The sequence below is a fragment of the Arthrobacter sp. 2RAF6 genome, assembly GCF_052115205.1.
Classification (GTDB): domain Bacteria; phylum Actinomycetota; class Actinomycetes; order Actinomycetales; family Micrococcaceae; genus Arthrobacter.
Window position 1 is genome coordinate 1 of the sequence record NZ_JBFRGF010000028.1, and the last position, 14,981, is coordinate 14,981.

At 61.9% G+C, this 14,981-nt stretch carries 11 protein-coding genes and 1 pseudogene; 10 read left to right on the top strand and 2 right to left on the bottom strand.

What is annotated here, in order from left to right; translation table 11 throughout:
- A pseudogene (locus tag AB4Z38_RS17885) lies at positions 1-131 on the top strand (IS110 family transposase); the annotation flags it as partial.
- A 209-nt stretch (positions 132-340) separates the two neighbouring features.
- Here the strand turns inward: AB4Z38_RS17885 and AB4Z38_RS17890 are convergent.
- Both AB4Z38_RS17890 and AB4Z38_RS17895 read right to left on the bottom strand, forming a co-directional pair.
- On the bottom strand, positions 341-1,585 hold the full coding sequence (locus AB4Z38_RS17890) for a glycoside hydrolase family 32 protein (RefSeq protein ID WP_441430946.1): 1,245 nt from the start codon (positions 1,583-1,585) through the stop codon (positions 341-343).
- On the bottom strand, positions 1,585-2,937 hold the full coding sequence (locus tag AB4Z38_RS17895) for a glycoside hydrolase family 172 protein (RefSeq protein WP_441430947.1): 1,353 nt from the start codon (positions 2,935-2,937) through the stop codon (positions 1,585-1,587). Before AB4Z38_RS17895 ends, AB4Z38_RS17890 begins: the two co-directional genes overlap by 1 nt.
- A gap of 208 nt (positions 2,938-3,145) precedes the next feature.
- Here AB4Z38_RS17895 and AB4Z38_RS17900 point away from each other — a divergent pair, with 208 nt between their 5' ends.
- From AB4Z38_RS17900 to AB4Z38_RS17940, 9 genes are all read left to right on the top strand, one after another.
- Complete coding sequence (locus AB4Z38_RS17900) at positions 3,146-4,162, top strand: LacI family DNA-binding transcriptional regulator (RefSeq protein ID WP_441430948.1); 1,017 nt, start codon at positions 3,146-3,148, stop codon at positions 4,160-4,162.
- Between the two features lie 169 nt (positions 4,163-4,331).
- A complete protein-coding gene (locus AB4Z38_RS17905; protein ID WP_441430949.1) occupies positions 4,332-5,648 on the top strand; it encodes an ABC transporter substrate-binding protein in 1,317 nt (438 codons plus the stop codon).
- Positions 5,649-5,717: 69 nt separating this feature from the next.
- Positions 5,718-6,587 (top strand): carbohydrate ABC transporter permease, encoded by an 870-nt coding sequence (locus tag AB4Z38_RS17910; protein WP_441430950.1) that lies wholly within the window; start codon positions 5,718-5,720, stop codon positions 6,585-6,587.
- Positions 6,584-7,501 carry a carbohydrate ABC transporter permease gene (locus AB4Z38_RS17915; RefSeq protein WP_441430951.1) on the top strand — a complete coding sequence of 306 codons (918 nt, stop codon included), beginning with the start codon at positions 6,584-6,586 and terminating at the stop codon, positions 7,499-7,501. The genes AB4Z38_RS17910 and AB4Z38_RS17915 overlap by 4 nt, the downstream gene beginning before the upstream one ends.
- A gap of 420 nt (positions 7,502-7,921) precedes the next feature.
- Complete coding sequence (locus AB4Z38_RS17920) at positions 7,922-9,013, top strand: PfkB family carbohydrate kinase (RefSeq protein WP_441430952.1); 1,092 nt, start codon at positions 7,922-7,924, stop codon at positions 9,011-9,013.
- Positions 9,014-9,249: 236 nt separating this feature from the next.
- Complete coding sequence (locus AB4Z38_RS17925) at positions 9,250-9,831, top strand: cadmium resistance transporter (protein ID WP_441430953.1); 582 nt, start codon at positions 9,250-9,252, stop codon at positions 9,829-9,831.
- 375 nt (positions 9,832-10,206) lie between these two features.
- Positions 10,207-10,524, top strand: a complete 318-nt coding sequence (locus AB4Z38_RS17930) for a hypothetical protein (RefSeq protein ID WP_441430954.1) — start codon at positions 10,207-10,209, stop codon at positions 10,522-10,524.
- Between the two features lie 56 nt (positions 10,525-10,580).
- On the top strand, positions 10,581-11,762 hold the full coding sequence (locus AB4Z38_RS17935; RefSeq protein ID WP_441430955.1) for a NosD domain-containing protein: 1,182 nt from the start codon (positions 10,581-10,583) through the stop codon (positions 11,760-11,762).
- Positions 11,763-12,299: 537 nt separating this feature from the next.
- Complete coding sequence (locus tag AB4Z38_RS17940) at positions 12,300-14,837, top strand: GH32 C-terminal domain-containing protein (protein ID WP_441430956.1); 2,538 nt, start codon at positions 12,300-12,302, stop codon at positions 14,835-14,837.
- Positions 14,838-14,981: the final 144 nt, after the last annotated feature.

The window sequence follows — 14,981 nt, forward strand, 5'->3', positions numbered from 1 at the left end:
CCGAGAAGCGCCGCGCCGAGGGCAAAACTGATAAAGAAATCCGGCGTTGCGTCAAGCGCTTCCTAGCCCGACGCGTGTTCAGAATTCTGATGGCTTCAGCTCAGGCGAAAAAGGTGCAGGAAGCGGCTTGACAGACATAGAAGAGTCGACCGCCAGAACCGACCCTTGCCGTGCGGGAGTTCTGTTTTTTTTCTTTTCAGGCCTGTACCTGTGCTACAGGCTGTTCTTGATGACCGTCAGGACCAAGCGAAGACACCGCCTTGTCGGCTGGTCCGTGCCTGTCGGCGTCGGACGCCGGGGGGTGGTTCCCGAAATGATGACCGCTCGCCGTGGCCGTCGCTCATCCCTGGCGGTCCAAGGGGTAGATGGTCGCGTGGAGGGCTTCCACGCTGTACGTTGGGCCCTCTGGCGTAGCCGCGAACGCGAGAATTCCCCACGTCGACGAGATCTCGATTGCCTGGGCGTCGAGGATGATCCGGACAGCACCCCCGAGGTATGGGACTTCGAATGATTCCGCATCCGTCTTGGCGATGAGATTCCGGGAATCGGCGTCGAGAACGAAGACCGTTTTCCCGGCCGATGTGACTCGCAGCGATTCCCCCGTCGAGGGCGACCATATGATGTCGCCGGAAAGTCCGGGAAGATCGCCACCAACGACGGCTGAGGATCTGTACTTCTCGAGGTCAGGATGCGGAGTCGCGACCAGCCGGTTCTCCTCAAGGGTGAGAATATGAGGGACGCTGTGGGCACTTGCCCAGCCCGAATCCGGATCGGCAATGCCACGCATCCAGAAGGTCAGGCACGGACGGCCTTCTGCATCACGGAAGAATGACGGCGCGTAGTAGCTGGGGCCATAAGTAAGGCGTCCCCAGGAACTCGGGTCGAAGCGTCCGTCGGCGTAGCTGCCCACTGCATAGCCTGCGTAGTGCAGTACGTCATCATCCCAGACCGAGGAGACCATCAGGTGCCGGCCGTCGACGTCGAAGATCTGGGGGCATTCCCACAGTGCCCCCAGCCATACCGGCTCTCGATCATTGGTCGAACGTTGCAGGGCAACGCCTTCGTACTCCCACGTATCAAGGTCGGCCGAGCTGTAGCTGAGTGCCATGGCGGTGCCATCGGATGACCCCGCTCCCACGAACATACGCCAGCCCACCGCTTCTTTGACGAGGAAGGGGTCTCGGTACGCGATGATATCGAGACCGGAGGGGGCATCGGCGACAAAGTCTCCCTTGTCCCATTCGATCCAGGACCTGTCGACCGGAGATGCGACTCGAATGCGGCCGATGCCGATGTTCGGCTGTGCCGTCGAGGTGTAGAAGATGCGGGTATCTCCGTTGTCATCGGTGACGAGGGAGCCCGTCCAGATGCCCTCGTCACCGTCGCCGGGTTCGATCGCGACCGGCAGTTGTTCGAGTGAGAACAGGTCCGATCCCCGGGCATGTCCCCAGTGGCAGTTGGGGGCCCAAATGGTGCTGTCGGGTACGTACTGGTAGAAGAGATGGTATTCGCCGTCTTTGACGGTGATGCCGTGCGGGTCATTGATCCAGCCGCTCTCGGCGACGAAGTGGAACGCCGGCCGCATCAGTTTTCCTCCCCATCGAAACGGGCCCGGATGTCGCGGGCGATCTTGACGTTTCCCTGCTCCCATTCATCGATCTGCAGACGCCGCTCTTCACGGAGGGCTTCGCGCTTGGCCACGAAGTCCTCCATCCGCTTCGCGGCGGCGTTACGGGCCTGCTGTTGTTCCTTGTTCAATTCCGGAAGGGGCGCCTGGATCACGCGGTCGATCGGCCGCAGTGGCAGCCGTTCCTCCACCCCGGGGATGCCGAGGATCGGCGAGGGGAGAGTCTGATACCAGTACGCGGTTGATGACCAGTCGTCTGAGAGGTGGTTGCCGTGACCGTGCTCGAAGGTGACCTTGATCCGCTTTTCGAACCGGATGGGGTCGACCATGTGGAAGCGGTAGCTGTGGTGGAACCCGGGGACGTTCTCCTCGTGGACGATGGTTCCGTTGAACTGGTAGGCGTTGTGCTGCATGCCCCAGGCGTGCCCGAAGTAGTCTTCCATTCCGGTTCCGTGAAGGCTCGGGGGCCAGGTGTCGTCGTCGATGAAGATCATGTCGTCTCCCTCGCCCCACCAGGAGCCCTGGAAGTGGCGGACAGCCAGTGTGCACCCGACGTAGTGCCCGCGGCCTTCAGTCTCGAGCGCGACGTAGTTGTCCTTGCCGTCGAGATTCGCCACCGTGGTTTCGATGCTGTTGGCTTGCAGGTCCGGTGCCCAGCCGTTGGGTAGGGCGCGACGCCAGTGTGCGTGGAAGTAGAGAGTGTCCTCTGGAAGCGGCTCCTTGACGAGCTCGTAGTCGATGTAGAAGTACTGGAGGTACGGAATGTCGTTCTGGTTCTCGACGACGATCCGCGCGCGTTTTCCGAAGGGCATCCGGAAGTAGCTGTTGAAGGCTGCGGAACCGCCGAAGGTGTGGAGTTCCGGTTCCTTGGCGGAGACGGAAAGCGGCAGTGAGTCGTACGAGCCGGAGAGGGAGTTCATCAGGCCGAAGAAATCACCGAGCGGCGCGACCACGCTCGTCGTCTCCTGGTCATCCCAATACATCTTCAGAACAATCTTCCGGTAGTAGTCAGGGTCAACGACTTCCCAGCTCACGCCCAGGGCGTTATGGATCTCCAGCATCGGGACCCCGACGACGTTCGGATCGATCTGTCCGGGCCCCGGCTGGTTCCGGCATGACTGGGTCATCCAGATGTGAGTGATGTATCCCGGGCCTTCAATATCAGCCAGCGTCCTTTCCTCACCGGGCATGACGATCCAGTTATCCCGGTTCCGGCCAGTCTGGTCAAAGCTTGACGCCCGTGCTGTTCGTGCGTGATGGGCCCGGGTCAAGTCCCCGAGGATGCCCGCTGGCGTGTGGTTTTCGGTCACCGTTGTCCTTCCTTGTACTTCCGAGTCTGTCTCTGCCTGCTGCGAAGGGTCGGAAGCATCGAAACGTTTGCGTGACTGGATGATAGGCTCATTCCAGTAACAAGCGCAACTGGGCCACCATTTCCCCGACGGGATGGAGGTTCCAGAGCTGGAGTAAGGTAGTTCCAAACTTGCGCAAACGATGCGCCGCTACATGATGAGGTGAGCAATGGCGACGATGGTTGAAGTTGCACGCAAGGCCAAGGTGTCCATATCCACGGTCTCGCACGTGCTGAATGGAACCCGCAATGTGGAACCGGAGACGCGAAAGCGCGTCCTTGCGGCAATTGCGTCCACCGGCTATCGGCAGGATGCACTGGCAAGAGCACTCCGGCGTTCCCAGACCGATAGCATCGGCCTCGTGGTTTCGGATGCCGGCGAGCCGGCCTTCGCCGAAATGGTCCACGGCGTCGAGCATGCCGCCGTGGAAAACGGTCTCACCTTGGTTCTGGCGAACTCTGCCGAGAACGCCGACCGGGAAAAGAAAGCCGTCCAGACCCTCCTGAACCGACGCGTGGACGGGCTGATCCTCGCCAGGGCAGCGGAGTCGGACCCTGCCCTGCTCCAGGCCCTGGAACAGGAGAAGCCCCCCACGATCCTCCTGGACCGCATCTTCTCCCAGCTCCCCTTCGACCAGGTCGGCGCAGACAACCGGGAAACCATGCGCCAGCTGGTGGCGCACATGATCGCCTCCGGCCATAAACGCTTCGCCCTCGTGGCCGGAGACATCCGCGTGCCCACGCTCCAGGAGCGCATGGGCGGCTTTACGGACGCCTCGCTTGAGGGGCGGCTCGGCCTCGACGAACAGCTCATCATCACCGGAACAGACAGAGAAGCCCTGGCGAAGGAGCTCGAAGATTCACTCCGCACCGGCCAAATCACCGCAGTCATAGCCTGCAGTACGCCCCTGGCTGCCCTTAGCCTGCGGACCTTGGCCCGTGTGGGAATATCAACTCCCCGCGACATCGCTTTCGCAACCTTCGATGGCTTTGACAATTCGGATCTGTTCCAGCCGCGAGTCACCACGGTCAGGCAGCCCGCCTTCGACATGGGGGCGGCGGCAGTGCATCTGCTCGTTGAGCGGCTCCGCTCCCCCGAGGCAAGTCCGCGCACCGTCAGGCTGCAGCAGCGCATCGAATGGCGCGAGTCCACGGAAGACTATCGCCGGCAACCGGCCGGCGACTAGTCCGATGCTTGACAATCAAAGCATCGCGTTCTAACGTCAGACAAACGTTTCGCGCAAACGTTTCGACAAAAAGACTTGGGTAGCTCGTTCACTCCCCCCTTCGGCGGGCACCCAACCACCCGAATCCGAGAGGGCACCAGCGCCCTCTCGCTCGTCAAAGGAGATGAAAGTGTCCTTCTCAATCACCACTGCCGGACGGGCTCGACGCCTTGCCGCAGCAGCCCTTGTGACTGCAGCCGCTATGGGCAGCCTCGTGGGCTGTTCGTCGAGCTCGTCAGCATCTGACGGCCCGACCACAATCTCGCTGTCGATGCAGAACCCCGACGTCAAGACGGCCGACCCTGCCACCTGGGCCATCATCCAGGCCTTCGAGAAAGCGAATCCCAACGTCAAAGTGGAGGTCACGGGTGAAGCGGTTGCCGAGCATCTGCAGAAGCTCTCCATTGCCGCGCAGAGCGATACGCTGCCTGATGTCTTCTGGGTATACAAGTCCAACGCCGAAGACATGCTCAAGGGCGGGAAGCTGATGAATCTCTCCCCGGTGCTCAGCGAGCTTGGCCTGAGCGACAAGTTCCCCAAGAGCACGGTGTCCAACTTCACGTCCGGCGACGCGATCTACGGGGTCCCTTACCAGGGACTCCTCACCGGCCTCTGGTACAACAAGAAGATCCTGCAGGATAACGGGCTCCAGGTTCCCGTCACGTTCGACGATCTCCTGACTGTTGCCAAGAAGCTGAAGGAAAAGGGGATCACCACCATCTCCAACGGGGCCAATCAGTCTGCCTTCAGCGTGTGGAGCTTCCTCACGGATCTCGACCGCTTCGGCTACGCCGACAAGATCGACAGCATCCTCAAGGGCACTGGAAGCTTCAACGATCCGGACTTCCTTCGCCTCTACCAGCACATCGCCGAGCTCCGGGACGCCGGCGCATTCGCGTCCAACGTCTCGACCCAGACCTACCAGCAGGCAGTGGACCAGTTCACCAGCGGCAAGGCGGCCATGCTCGATGCGGGCGTTTGGGGCTCGAGCGCGATTCAGAAGTCTTCCGTTGCAGGGAACGTGGGTTTCTGGGCCGGCCCCCAGTTCAAAGACGGCGTCGGCAGCCAGAACATCATCATGAACGTCGCCTCAGCGCCCCTTGTGGTCAGCGCGAAGGTCTCAAAGGACAACGCCAAGCTCGCCGCAGTCAAGAAGTTCATCGCCTTCTACTACGGCGACGAGGCCCAGCAGATGCTTGTCGACAACGGACAGCCCCCGGTCACGACCTACAACCCGAAGGTGGACCAGTCGTCCCAGAGTGCGTTGAAGGCCGCTCTGGACGCGGCCAGTGCCCCCGGCGTTTCGAGCCCGGAGTCCCAGCCGGACCTCCTGGTGTCGACCCCTGTCGCCAACGCAATGTACGACAGCATTTACGGTGTGATTCAGAACCAGCTCACACCCCAGCAGGCCGTCGATCTGGTCCAGGCCGCAGTCCAGTCCAAGTAGCTGATCGGCGGCTCTGGCTCTCGACGCCGGAGCCGCCGACAGTCCAACACCTGCAGAAAGTCTCAACCCGTGACATGGATAAGTTCCCGCTGGAAGATCCTCGTGATGATCGCACCAGCGCTGATCCTCTTTACCCTGTTCCTCGTCTACCCCGTCATCTACTCCCTTGGCTTCAGCTTCACCAAGTTCCAAGGATTCGGAAACCCTGAGTTCATCGGCCTGCAGAACTACATTTCGCTGGGGCAAGACCCCTTCTTCTGGCGGGCGCTGCAGAACACCGTCATCATTCTCATCGTCAGCATCGTCTTGCTGGTCCCCGGATCCTTCGCTCTCGCGCTTCTTCTTCGCCGCAAGGTTCCCGGCGGCGGGGCTCTTCGTGCCCTCGTCTTCGGTCCGGCCATCATCGCGCCGATTCTCGTCGGACTGATCTGGGTCTTCATCCTCGACCCGAAAATCGGCCTGCTTAATCGGCTGCTGGGCTTCGTGGGGGTGGCCCCGGTCCAATGGATCGGCGGGGACACCCTGACACCGTACGCAGTTGCGCTGGTCTTCATTTGGGGCAGCATCGGCTTCGCCATGACGATCTTCTACGCGGGCCGGCAAGTGCTGCCCGAGGATGTCATGGAAGCCAGCGAGCTCGACGGCGCCACAGGGTTTCAGCAGCTGCGCTACGTCACCATTCCGATGATGCGAGAGACATTTGCAATCGTCACAATCCTGATGATCACAAGCGTCTTCAAGATCTTCGAACTCGTCTACATGCTCACCGGCGGCGGTCCCGTCCACCGGTCCGAAACCCTTGTCAGCTACATGTACTTCACCACGTTCACCAACCAGAAATATGGCCTGGGCATGGCCCTGGCCGTCATCATCACGGTGCTGGGCGCAGTCGTTTCCGTTGCATACCTGGCCCTCTCGCGCGAGCGGAAGACAGCATGAGAACCACTCTGACCGACGTCATCGATGAATCCATGAGCACCGACCTGCCCGGGGTTGTCCCGGGCCATCAGAAGCCGAAACGGACCCGGCGCAAGGCCGTGGCAATCGCCTCGGGCGCCCTCGCCTACTTGATCACGTTCCTCGTCGTCCTCCCGCTCCTCTGGATCGTCCTGCTCTCCTTCCAGCCAAGCGGAAACATCCTCGGAAACCCGTTCTCACTCACCAATCTGACTCTTGACAATTACCTGACGGTCATCGGATCGCTGCCGCTGCTGAAAATGTACGGGAACACCGTCCTGATCGCGGTCGTCGCCGTCTCTGTAGGAACGGCGATCTCCTTCACGGCCGCTTTTGCATTGACACGGATGATCTTCCGGCACGGGAAAGTCCAGTCGAGCCTGCGTTTCTACATCCTCGCCGGCCTCGCGGTGCCTGTTTACATCCTGCTTTTCCCGGTTTACCGCCTCGACCTGGCGTTCGGCGTATTCGGAACGTACGCTGCGCTGGTCCTGCCCTACATTGCGGTGTCCATTCCGTTCAACACACTGCTGCTGACCGGTTTCCTGAGGGAGTTTCCGTCCGAGCTGGAGGAAGCCGCGATCATTGATGGCGCAGGGCTCTGGAGGCTGTGCTGGACCGTCGTGCTGCCGCTAATGCGGCCGGTGATCGCCACAGTGCTCATCTTCAACGTGGTCTATGTCTTCAATGAATTTCCTTTCGCCTCCATCCTGATCAACAACCCGGATATGGTGACTGTTTCGCTGGCCGTATCGCGATTCCAAGGACAGTACACGGTCGATTACGGGGGCATGATGGCGGCCGCGACTCTCGTGCTGTTGCCCCAGCTCGTCATCTATGCGCTCTTCCAGAAGCAGGTCATCGCCGGAATGACCGTCGGCGCGGTCAAAGGCTAGACTTCGGCGGCTGCCGCTATTGAATGGAAGGTTCCCGCCGCCGTTGGGGCCAGCGGGCATTCTGGCCTGGGAATCCTTGTTTCACGCCACGACCGTCAGACGCTGACCGTAGAGCTGAGCGAAGAGGCTCCATACAGAACAATCGTTGGAACGCGACCTGAGGACGCCCCACCCCCCTGAGGAGACTTGCCTGTCCTTCTCGCGGAAAAGCGGGAACCTCCGACTTGACACTGACCAGCGCGGCAACGCCGTCCTCGAACCGCATTTCAGCCTGTCCAAGCCTTTCCGAAGGGGATGGGAGGACGGGTCCGTCGTCACTCTCTTTGGTGGGCGTCCCATGGCAGGAAACCGGCGCGAGACCCTTCGCGGCGCCATGAGCCCGCGGCAACTTTCGAACCAAATTCAACATAAGGAGTCCAGATGCAAAACCCGACCGTAGCTGATCAGCGGGCGCCCGATAGCGGGAGGCAGGAGGTTACCGAAACCAGCCCCGGGAACCGCCAAAAGATGACGTCCGGGGCTTGGCCTGGAAAGCATGTGCTGGTTGTGGGCGAGGCGCTGACAGACATCATCAACACCGCCGAAGGCATCAGCGAGCACCCGGGAGGCTCTCCGGCGAACGTGGCCCTCGGACTCGCGCGGCTTGGCGTCGCAACATCGTTCCTCACCGCTCTGGGCCGCGACGCACGCGGCGAGGAGATCGCGGCCCGCCTTCGCGCCTCCGGCGTCGAGATCCTGCCCGAGTCTTGGTCCCTCCCGGTGACGTCCACGGCACTGGCGGACATCCAGAGCGATGGTGCTGCCCGCTATACGTTCGATTTGGACTGGTGCCTCCCGGTCGACGCTGTACTCCCGGAAGTTGACCACGTTCATGTCGGCTCGGTGGCGGCCTTCCTCGCCCCTGGCGCAGACCGGGTAGAGGAGATCGTCCGCGAACTCGGCCAGCACGCGACTGTTAGCTTCGACCCCAATATTCGACCGGCCCTCAACGGAGATCCGGCCAGCGCGTTGGCCCGCTTCGAACGCCTCGTGGCCCTGTCCGATATCGTCAAGCTCAGCGACGAGGATGCCGCCTACCTCTATCCAAGCCTCACTGCGCAAGAGGCGGCCAGAACGATAGCCGGCAACGGTCCTGTTGTCGCCGTGACGGCAGGAGCCGGAGGGTCCTTCCTCATATCCGGCGGCGACATCATCGGGATCGAGCCAGTCTCAACAACAGTTCAGGACACGGTCGGCGCCGGAGACAGTTATATGTCCGCCCTCCTCACGGCACTCCTCAGCCTGGGACGGCCGCCCTTCAACTATTCCGAACTGGCGGCTGCGGGGACCCTGGCGGCTCAGGCAGCCGCCGTCACGGTCTCCCGGGCCGGAGCCGAGCCCCCCACTCTCATGGACCTGCAGATCGTGCGCTCAGACGAGCCGGCAATGCCTGGTCGCATCGCAGAACACAGCCCCGGACCCGCACAGGCATCGAGAGGCAGGTCACCCGCTCGTTTAATCAAGGGCCGCTGAACATGTTGAGACCCGGGCGCGGCGACCGGCCCGGGGGCACCGCCCTGAAGGTTCCCGGCTGCAAACGGACCATGCCGCGCGGCCTCGGCCGGCGGGCCACCAGAACCGCGCCCGAGGACCAGGTCGTCGAGGTCATGGCCTCTGCCCGGGCCCGGGCTTTCTCAACCGACCGGGCTGGTGCTGGGTGCCCTTCAAGCAGCGCCAGCGCAGTCTTCGCCCCGCGCTGAGAGGCAGCCATGGACCCCGGTATCCTCTTCACCGCCGCAGGAACCTACGCCGCAACCAATCTCGACGACTTCGTGGTACTGACAGCGCTCTTCGCACTGGACCGGGCAACGGGCACCAGGAACACGGTGCGGATCTGGGCGGGCCAGTTCATCGGCATCGGACTGCTCACTGCCGCAGCCTTCCTCGCGGCCAAAGCCCTGAACGACGTGCCGACATCCTGGATCCGGTATTTGTCCCTGATCCCGATCTTCATCGGACTCAAGTCACTCCGGCCCAGAGACAGACAGCCCCGCGGGGAGCGCCCGAGAACAGAGGCCGGGACGACACTCGCAGTCATTGGCATCACGGTCGCCAACGGAGGAGACAACATGGCCCTGTACATCCCCCTGTTCCACGGCATCAATGAAGCTGCGGGAGCCGTGACAGCGGGCTGCTTCCTGGCAATGACTCTCCTGTGGTGCACAACCGCCTGCCTCCTCACCCGTGCTGCTCCGGGTCCGGGGACAGCGCGGCGAATACCTGCAAGACTCGCGCCGGTCGCATACATCGCCATCGGAGCCACGGCTCTGATCCGCTCCTCGCTTACATGAGCACGGCACGCGGCAGCCCAAAGACAGTATGGCAATCACGGTACCAAGCGAGGACCGGAAGCTGTTCGAAGTCGACGTACGAGCAGCACGAGGACCGGGTCCCGGGCGGAACCTGCGCCGGCGCGTGAGCAGAGGCCCGGGAAGCTGGCTAGGGGCGATGCTAACCACGACGCCATCGAAACGTTTACGCATAAAAATGACACACTCCTTCGAGCAAGTCAAGACAAATTTCCTTTCAGGAACTAGCTGAAAAGCGCTTGTGAAGATTGTTCCTTGACATTTCTTCAGGTGGGGCCGTAACGTCTGTCGAAACGTTTGCTTGCCCCCAAGTGAAGGCCGGTGCCCATCACGGCCGCTGATCGAGTAAGGCGAAAAATGTCAAAGGTGACTCACTTGACCAAGGAACCCAACACGCCAGATACTGTGCGGCTGATCGGCGAAACGCTGGCACCCCGTCGGCCCAACGCCCCTGGTAGTTCACTGATCCCCGACTCTGAGGAGTTGACGGTGAATCGCATGAAACCGTCGATCCCGCGGCGCGGCATACTGATCGGCGGCCTGGCCGGCCTCGTGTCGCTCAGCTTTGCCCGACAAGTCCCTGCACAGGCCGCCTCGACGCTTCCGGCTTCCTCAGTGCCGACGGTTGCTACCGCGGAACCCTCTCATTACCACGCGATCGTCGGCATCCTCTAGCAAACTCGGGCCGCCGCTTCGGTGGGCCCACCCAACCGCACGATGAAAGGACAGCGATGGCCAACACTGTTTACGATGTAACGACTTGGACCGGTGCAACCGTCTCCCCATATGTTGACATCGGTGCCGTGATCAACCAGATCATCGCGGATATCAAGACGAACCAGACCACGCAGACTACCCGGCCGGGTGCGGTCATCTACATCCCGCCCGGTCACTACAACCTGCTTACCCGCGTCGTCATCGACGTGAGCTTCTTGCAGATCAAAGGCTCCGGGCACGGCTTCCTGTCCGAGGCGATCCGCGACGGATCGTCAACTGGTTCCTGGGTGGAGACCCAACCCGGTGCCAGCCACATCCGGGTCATGAACACAGACGGGCACCTTGAGGCGTTCCTGGTCTCCCGCGCCGGAGATCCCAATGTGGTCGGGCGCCTGAACAGCATAGAGTTCAAGGACTTCTGCCTGGACGGGGTCACTGACTCCAAGCCGTACTCGCCGGGAAACTCGAAGATCGGCATATCGGTGCAGTCCGACAATGATTCGTTCCGGGTCGAGGGCATGGGCTTCGTGTACCTGGAGCACGCGGTCATCATCCACGGCGCGGATGCACCCTACCTGACCAACAACTTCATAGCGGAGTGCGGTAACTGCATCGAGCTGACCGGAGCATCCCAGGTCGCGAAGATTACCAACAACTTCCTGATCAGCGCCTGGGCCGGCTACTCCATCTACGCGGAGAACGCAGAAGGCCCCCTCATCACCGGCAACAGCATTCTTTGGGCCGCCAACATCACCCTGAGCAACTCCAACCGGGCCTCCATCAGCGCCAACAAACTGCTGAGCAACTTCCCGAGCATGATTGCCTTCCTCGGGAGCTGCGCGGAGAACCTGATCTCCGCCAACCACTTCCGTCGGGTTTACGGCGATGGCACCTCCACCCGCTTCGACGACCTGTTCGGACTGGTCCACATCGAGGGAAGCAACAACACCCTTACGGGCAACCTGTTCTCTTTCAACGTCCCTGCCGCGAACATCACCCCATCCGGCGCCGACCCGACGATCGTCCTGGTCAGGAGTGGCGACAGCAACTACCTGGCGAGCAACAACATCGTGAGCAATGTGACAACCAAGGTCGTTCTCGACGCCAGCTCGACGGCCACGAGGATCATCTACAGCGCACAGAGCGCGCAGTTCAACCCGTACACCACCAACTACTCGTTCATCGCTACGCCATAGGCGGCACGTACGCGGGGTCGACCGGGCGGAGCGACGATGGTCCCCGTAGGGGCCGAGAGCATCCCAAAGACGAGTTGCACAGGACACCCCATCTCAGACTTTCTGCTGGCCGGGGTTACACCGTGCCGACTACCGACGTATCCACCTCAAGGTCAATGGTGGGGGAGCACACAGCCTCTTTCCGCTGTCCTCCTGAATGCGGGGCAGCGGAGGGCGAACGCGGTAACCGCGCAGCCGATGCCTTGAATTTTGGGCTATGGCCGGATTCGTTGGGTGTGCCGCCGTTTGGCGGAAGGGGTATTCGCAGACCGTTGTGTGTCCGGAACGGCCCCGAGCGGGCCGGTCTCCAGGTGGCTTGGGCCTGCGGCGAGGAAAAGTTGGACACCGGCGGTGAGCTATACCCGGCGCTGGTGACTCAACTGGCGCGTGTTGCTGATCTCCGCACCCGAACTCCAGCAGCGATCACAGGCCTGCATGTCAAAGACGACAAGAAAGGTGAGCACCATTTTGCAAGTAATTTCGAGAGCGCGCAGAGGCGTGGCAGGGAAATCTAGATTCAGAAGCCGGAGGGGGAAAGCCGTCCTGGCAGCGGCTTTGGCAGCGGGACTGTTCCTTCCGCTGAGTACTTCGACGGCCGTGGCCGATACATCCTATACAGAAACATACCGGCCGCAGTTTCACTACAGTCCGGCACGGAACTGGATGAACGACCCGAACGGACTTGTCTACTACAACGGCCAGTACCACCTGTTCTACCAGTACAACCCGTCGGGGACCACGTGGGGGAATATGTCCTGGGGCCACGCGGTCAGTACCGATCTCATCCATTGGAGCGAACTCCCGGTCGCTATTCCGCAAGACGACGCCGACATGATCTTCTCCGGCAGTGTTGTCGTCGACACGAACAACACGACCGGACTCGGGACAACGGGGAACCCGGCCATGGTCGCCATATATACGGCGGCGAACAAGACGAGCGGAAACCAGTCCCAAGCGCTGGCATACAGTACCGACGGAGGGCAAACGTTCACCAAGTACTCGGGTAATCCCGTGCTGGACATCGGATCGAACAACTTCCGTGACCCGAAGGTCTTTTGGTATGCGCCTGGAAACGAGTGGTTGATGACGGCGGCGCTGTCGGACCAGCAAAAGGTCACTTTCTACAGTTCGCCGGACCTCAAACAGTGGACGCACCTGAGCGACTTCGGCCCCGCCGGGGCCACCGGAGGCCCCTGGGAATGCCCTGACCTGTTCCCCTTGCCGGACCCGTCCGACCCCACGAAGCAGAAATGGGTTTTGATCGTCAACCTCAACCCCGGTGGCGTCGCCGGCGGCTCGGGCTCGCAGTACTTCACAGGAAACTTCGACGGCACGTGGTTCACCCCCGACGGTCTCCCCACGGCGGGAACGCCACTTGGCGGCTTCGACGCCGGCAACTACGACGGATGGACGGCTGCCGGGACGGCGTTCGGCTCTGCCCCCGTTACAGGAACGCTGCCGGGGCAAATGCCCGTCTCCGGCTGGACCGGTGCCGGCTACGCCAACAGTTTCAACGGCGGCGACGCCCCGACCGGCACCCTGAGCTCACCGGACTTCACGATCAACCACGGCTACCTGAACTTCCTCGTCGGCGGCGGAAACCACCCGTTCGTCCCGGGATCTGTCGTCGGGAACGGCGTACCCGACGGCACGACGTTCGCCGACTTCGAGGGCACCACCTACGGCACGGGGTGGCAGGCGGCCGGAGATTTCGCCAACACGGGCCCCGCACAAGGAACCCTGGCGAACCAGAACCCGGTCAGCGGGTACATCGGCAGCCAGCTGGTCAACACATTCACCAACGGCGATGCCCCTACCGGCACCATCACCTCACCGTCGTTCACCCTTTCCCAGCGATTCGTGAATCTGCAGGTCGGAGGCGGGAACCATCCATGGGGATCGGCCAACCCGACAGCAGTGAACCTCGTCGTCGACGGTCAAGTCGTCGACACTGCCACCGGCCAGGACAGCGAGCATCTTGGATGGGTCAGCTGGGACCTGAATGCCTACCAGGGGAGGACAGCGACCATCCAGATCGTCGACCAGAACTCCGGCGGCTGGGGGCACATCCTGGCCGACCAGATCATGCTCGGCGACAACCCTGTCTCGGTCGCTCAGGATACGTCCGCGAGGCTCGTCGTCGACGGCCACGTCGTCCGCAGCGCCACCGGCCAGGACAGCGAACATCTGGACTGGACGACATGGGACCTGAGCGATCTGCAGGGCAAGACCGGTCACATCGAAATTGACGACAACAACGCCAACACGTACGGGGGCAGCTGGGCGCACATCCTTGCTGACCAGTTCAGCCTCTCAGACACCTCTGTCCCTGCGGTTCTGCAGCGCCAGCACTGGGTCGATTTCGGCAAGGACGACTACGCCGCCGTCACCTACAACGACGCGCCCGATGGAAAGCGAATCATGCTCGGTTGGATGAACAACTGGGATTACGGCCAGTCGATCCCTACCTCCCCGTGGCGGAGCGCGATGACCGTCCCCAAGGAACTGTCCCTGAGCCTGGTTGGCGGCGTACCCACCCTCATCCAGAAGCCCGTTGACCAGCTCACTCAGCTTCACAACGGGCAGACTGTCTCCCAGCAGAACGTGCCCATTCCGGCCGGGACCACCGGCCTGGCTGCCAGCGGCGAAGCGCTCGACATCACGGCAACTTTCTCACCCGGCACTGCCAGCTCCTACGGCATCAAGGTTCGAACCGGATCCGGACAGGAAACTTTGATTGGCTACGACAACGCCGCCGGTCAGGTCTACATAGACCGGACTAATTCCGGCAACTCGAGCTTCGCATCAAGCTTCCCGGGAGTCCAGCAGGCACCCCTCGCGCCCATCAACGGCATGTTGAAGCTCCACGTGCTTGTGGACTGGTCGTCGGTCGAGGTGTTTGCGAACGACGGACAAGCTGTCCTGACGGACCAGATCCTCCCCGACCCAACCAGCCAAGGCGTCGCCGCCTTCGCAAACGGAGGTACGGCAAACCTTGTCTCATTGACGGTGAATCAGATGGGCTCCGCCTGGTAGCCTCCCACCCAAAAGCAGCATGTGGGTTGCCGAATCGGAGGGCGAGCTAGTGGGATTCGCAATGGCCGGGCGGGCCAGTGGAAGTCCGGCGGCTGAAGCTCCACCTCGAACTGGCAGTAGATGCCCTCTGGGAGCGATTTTGAG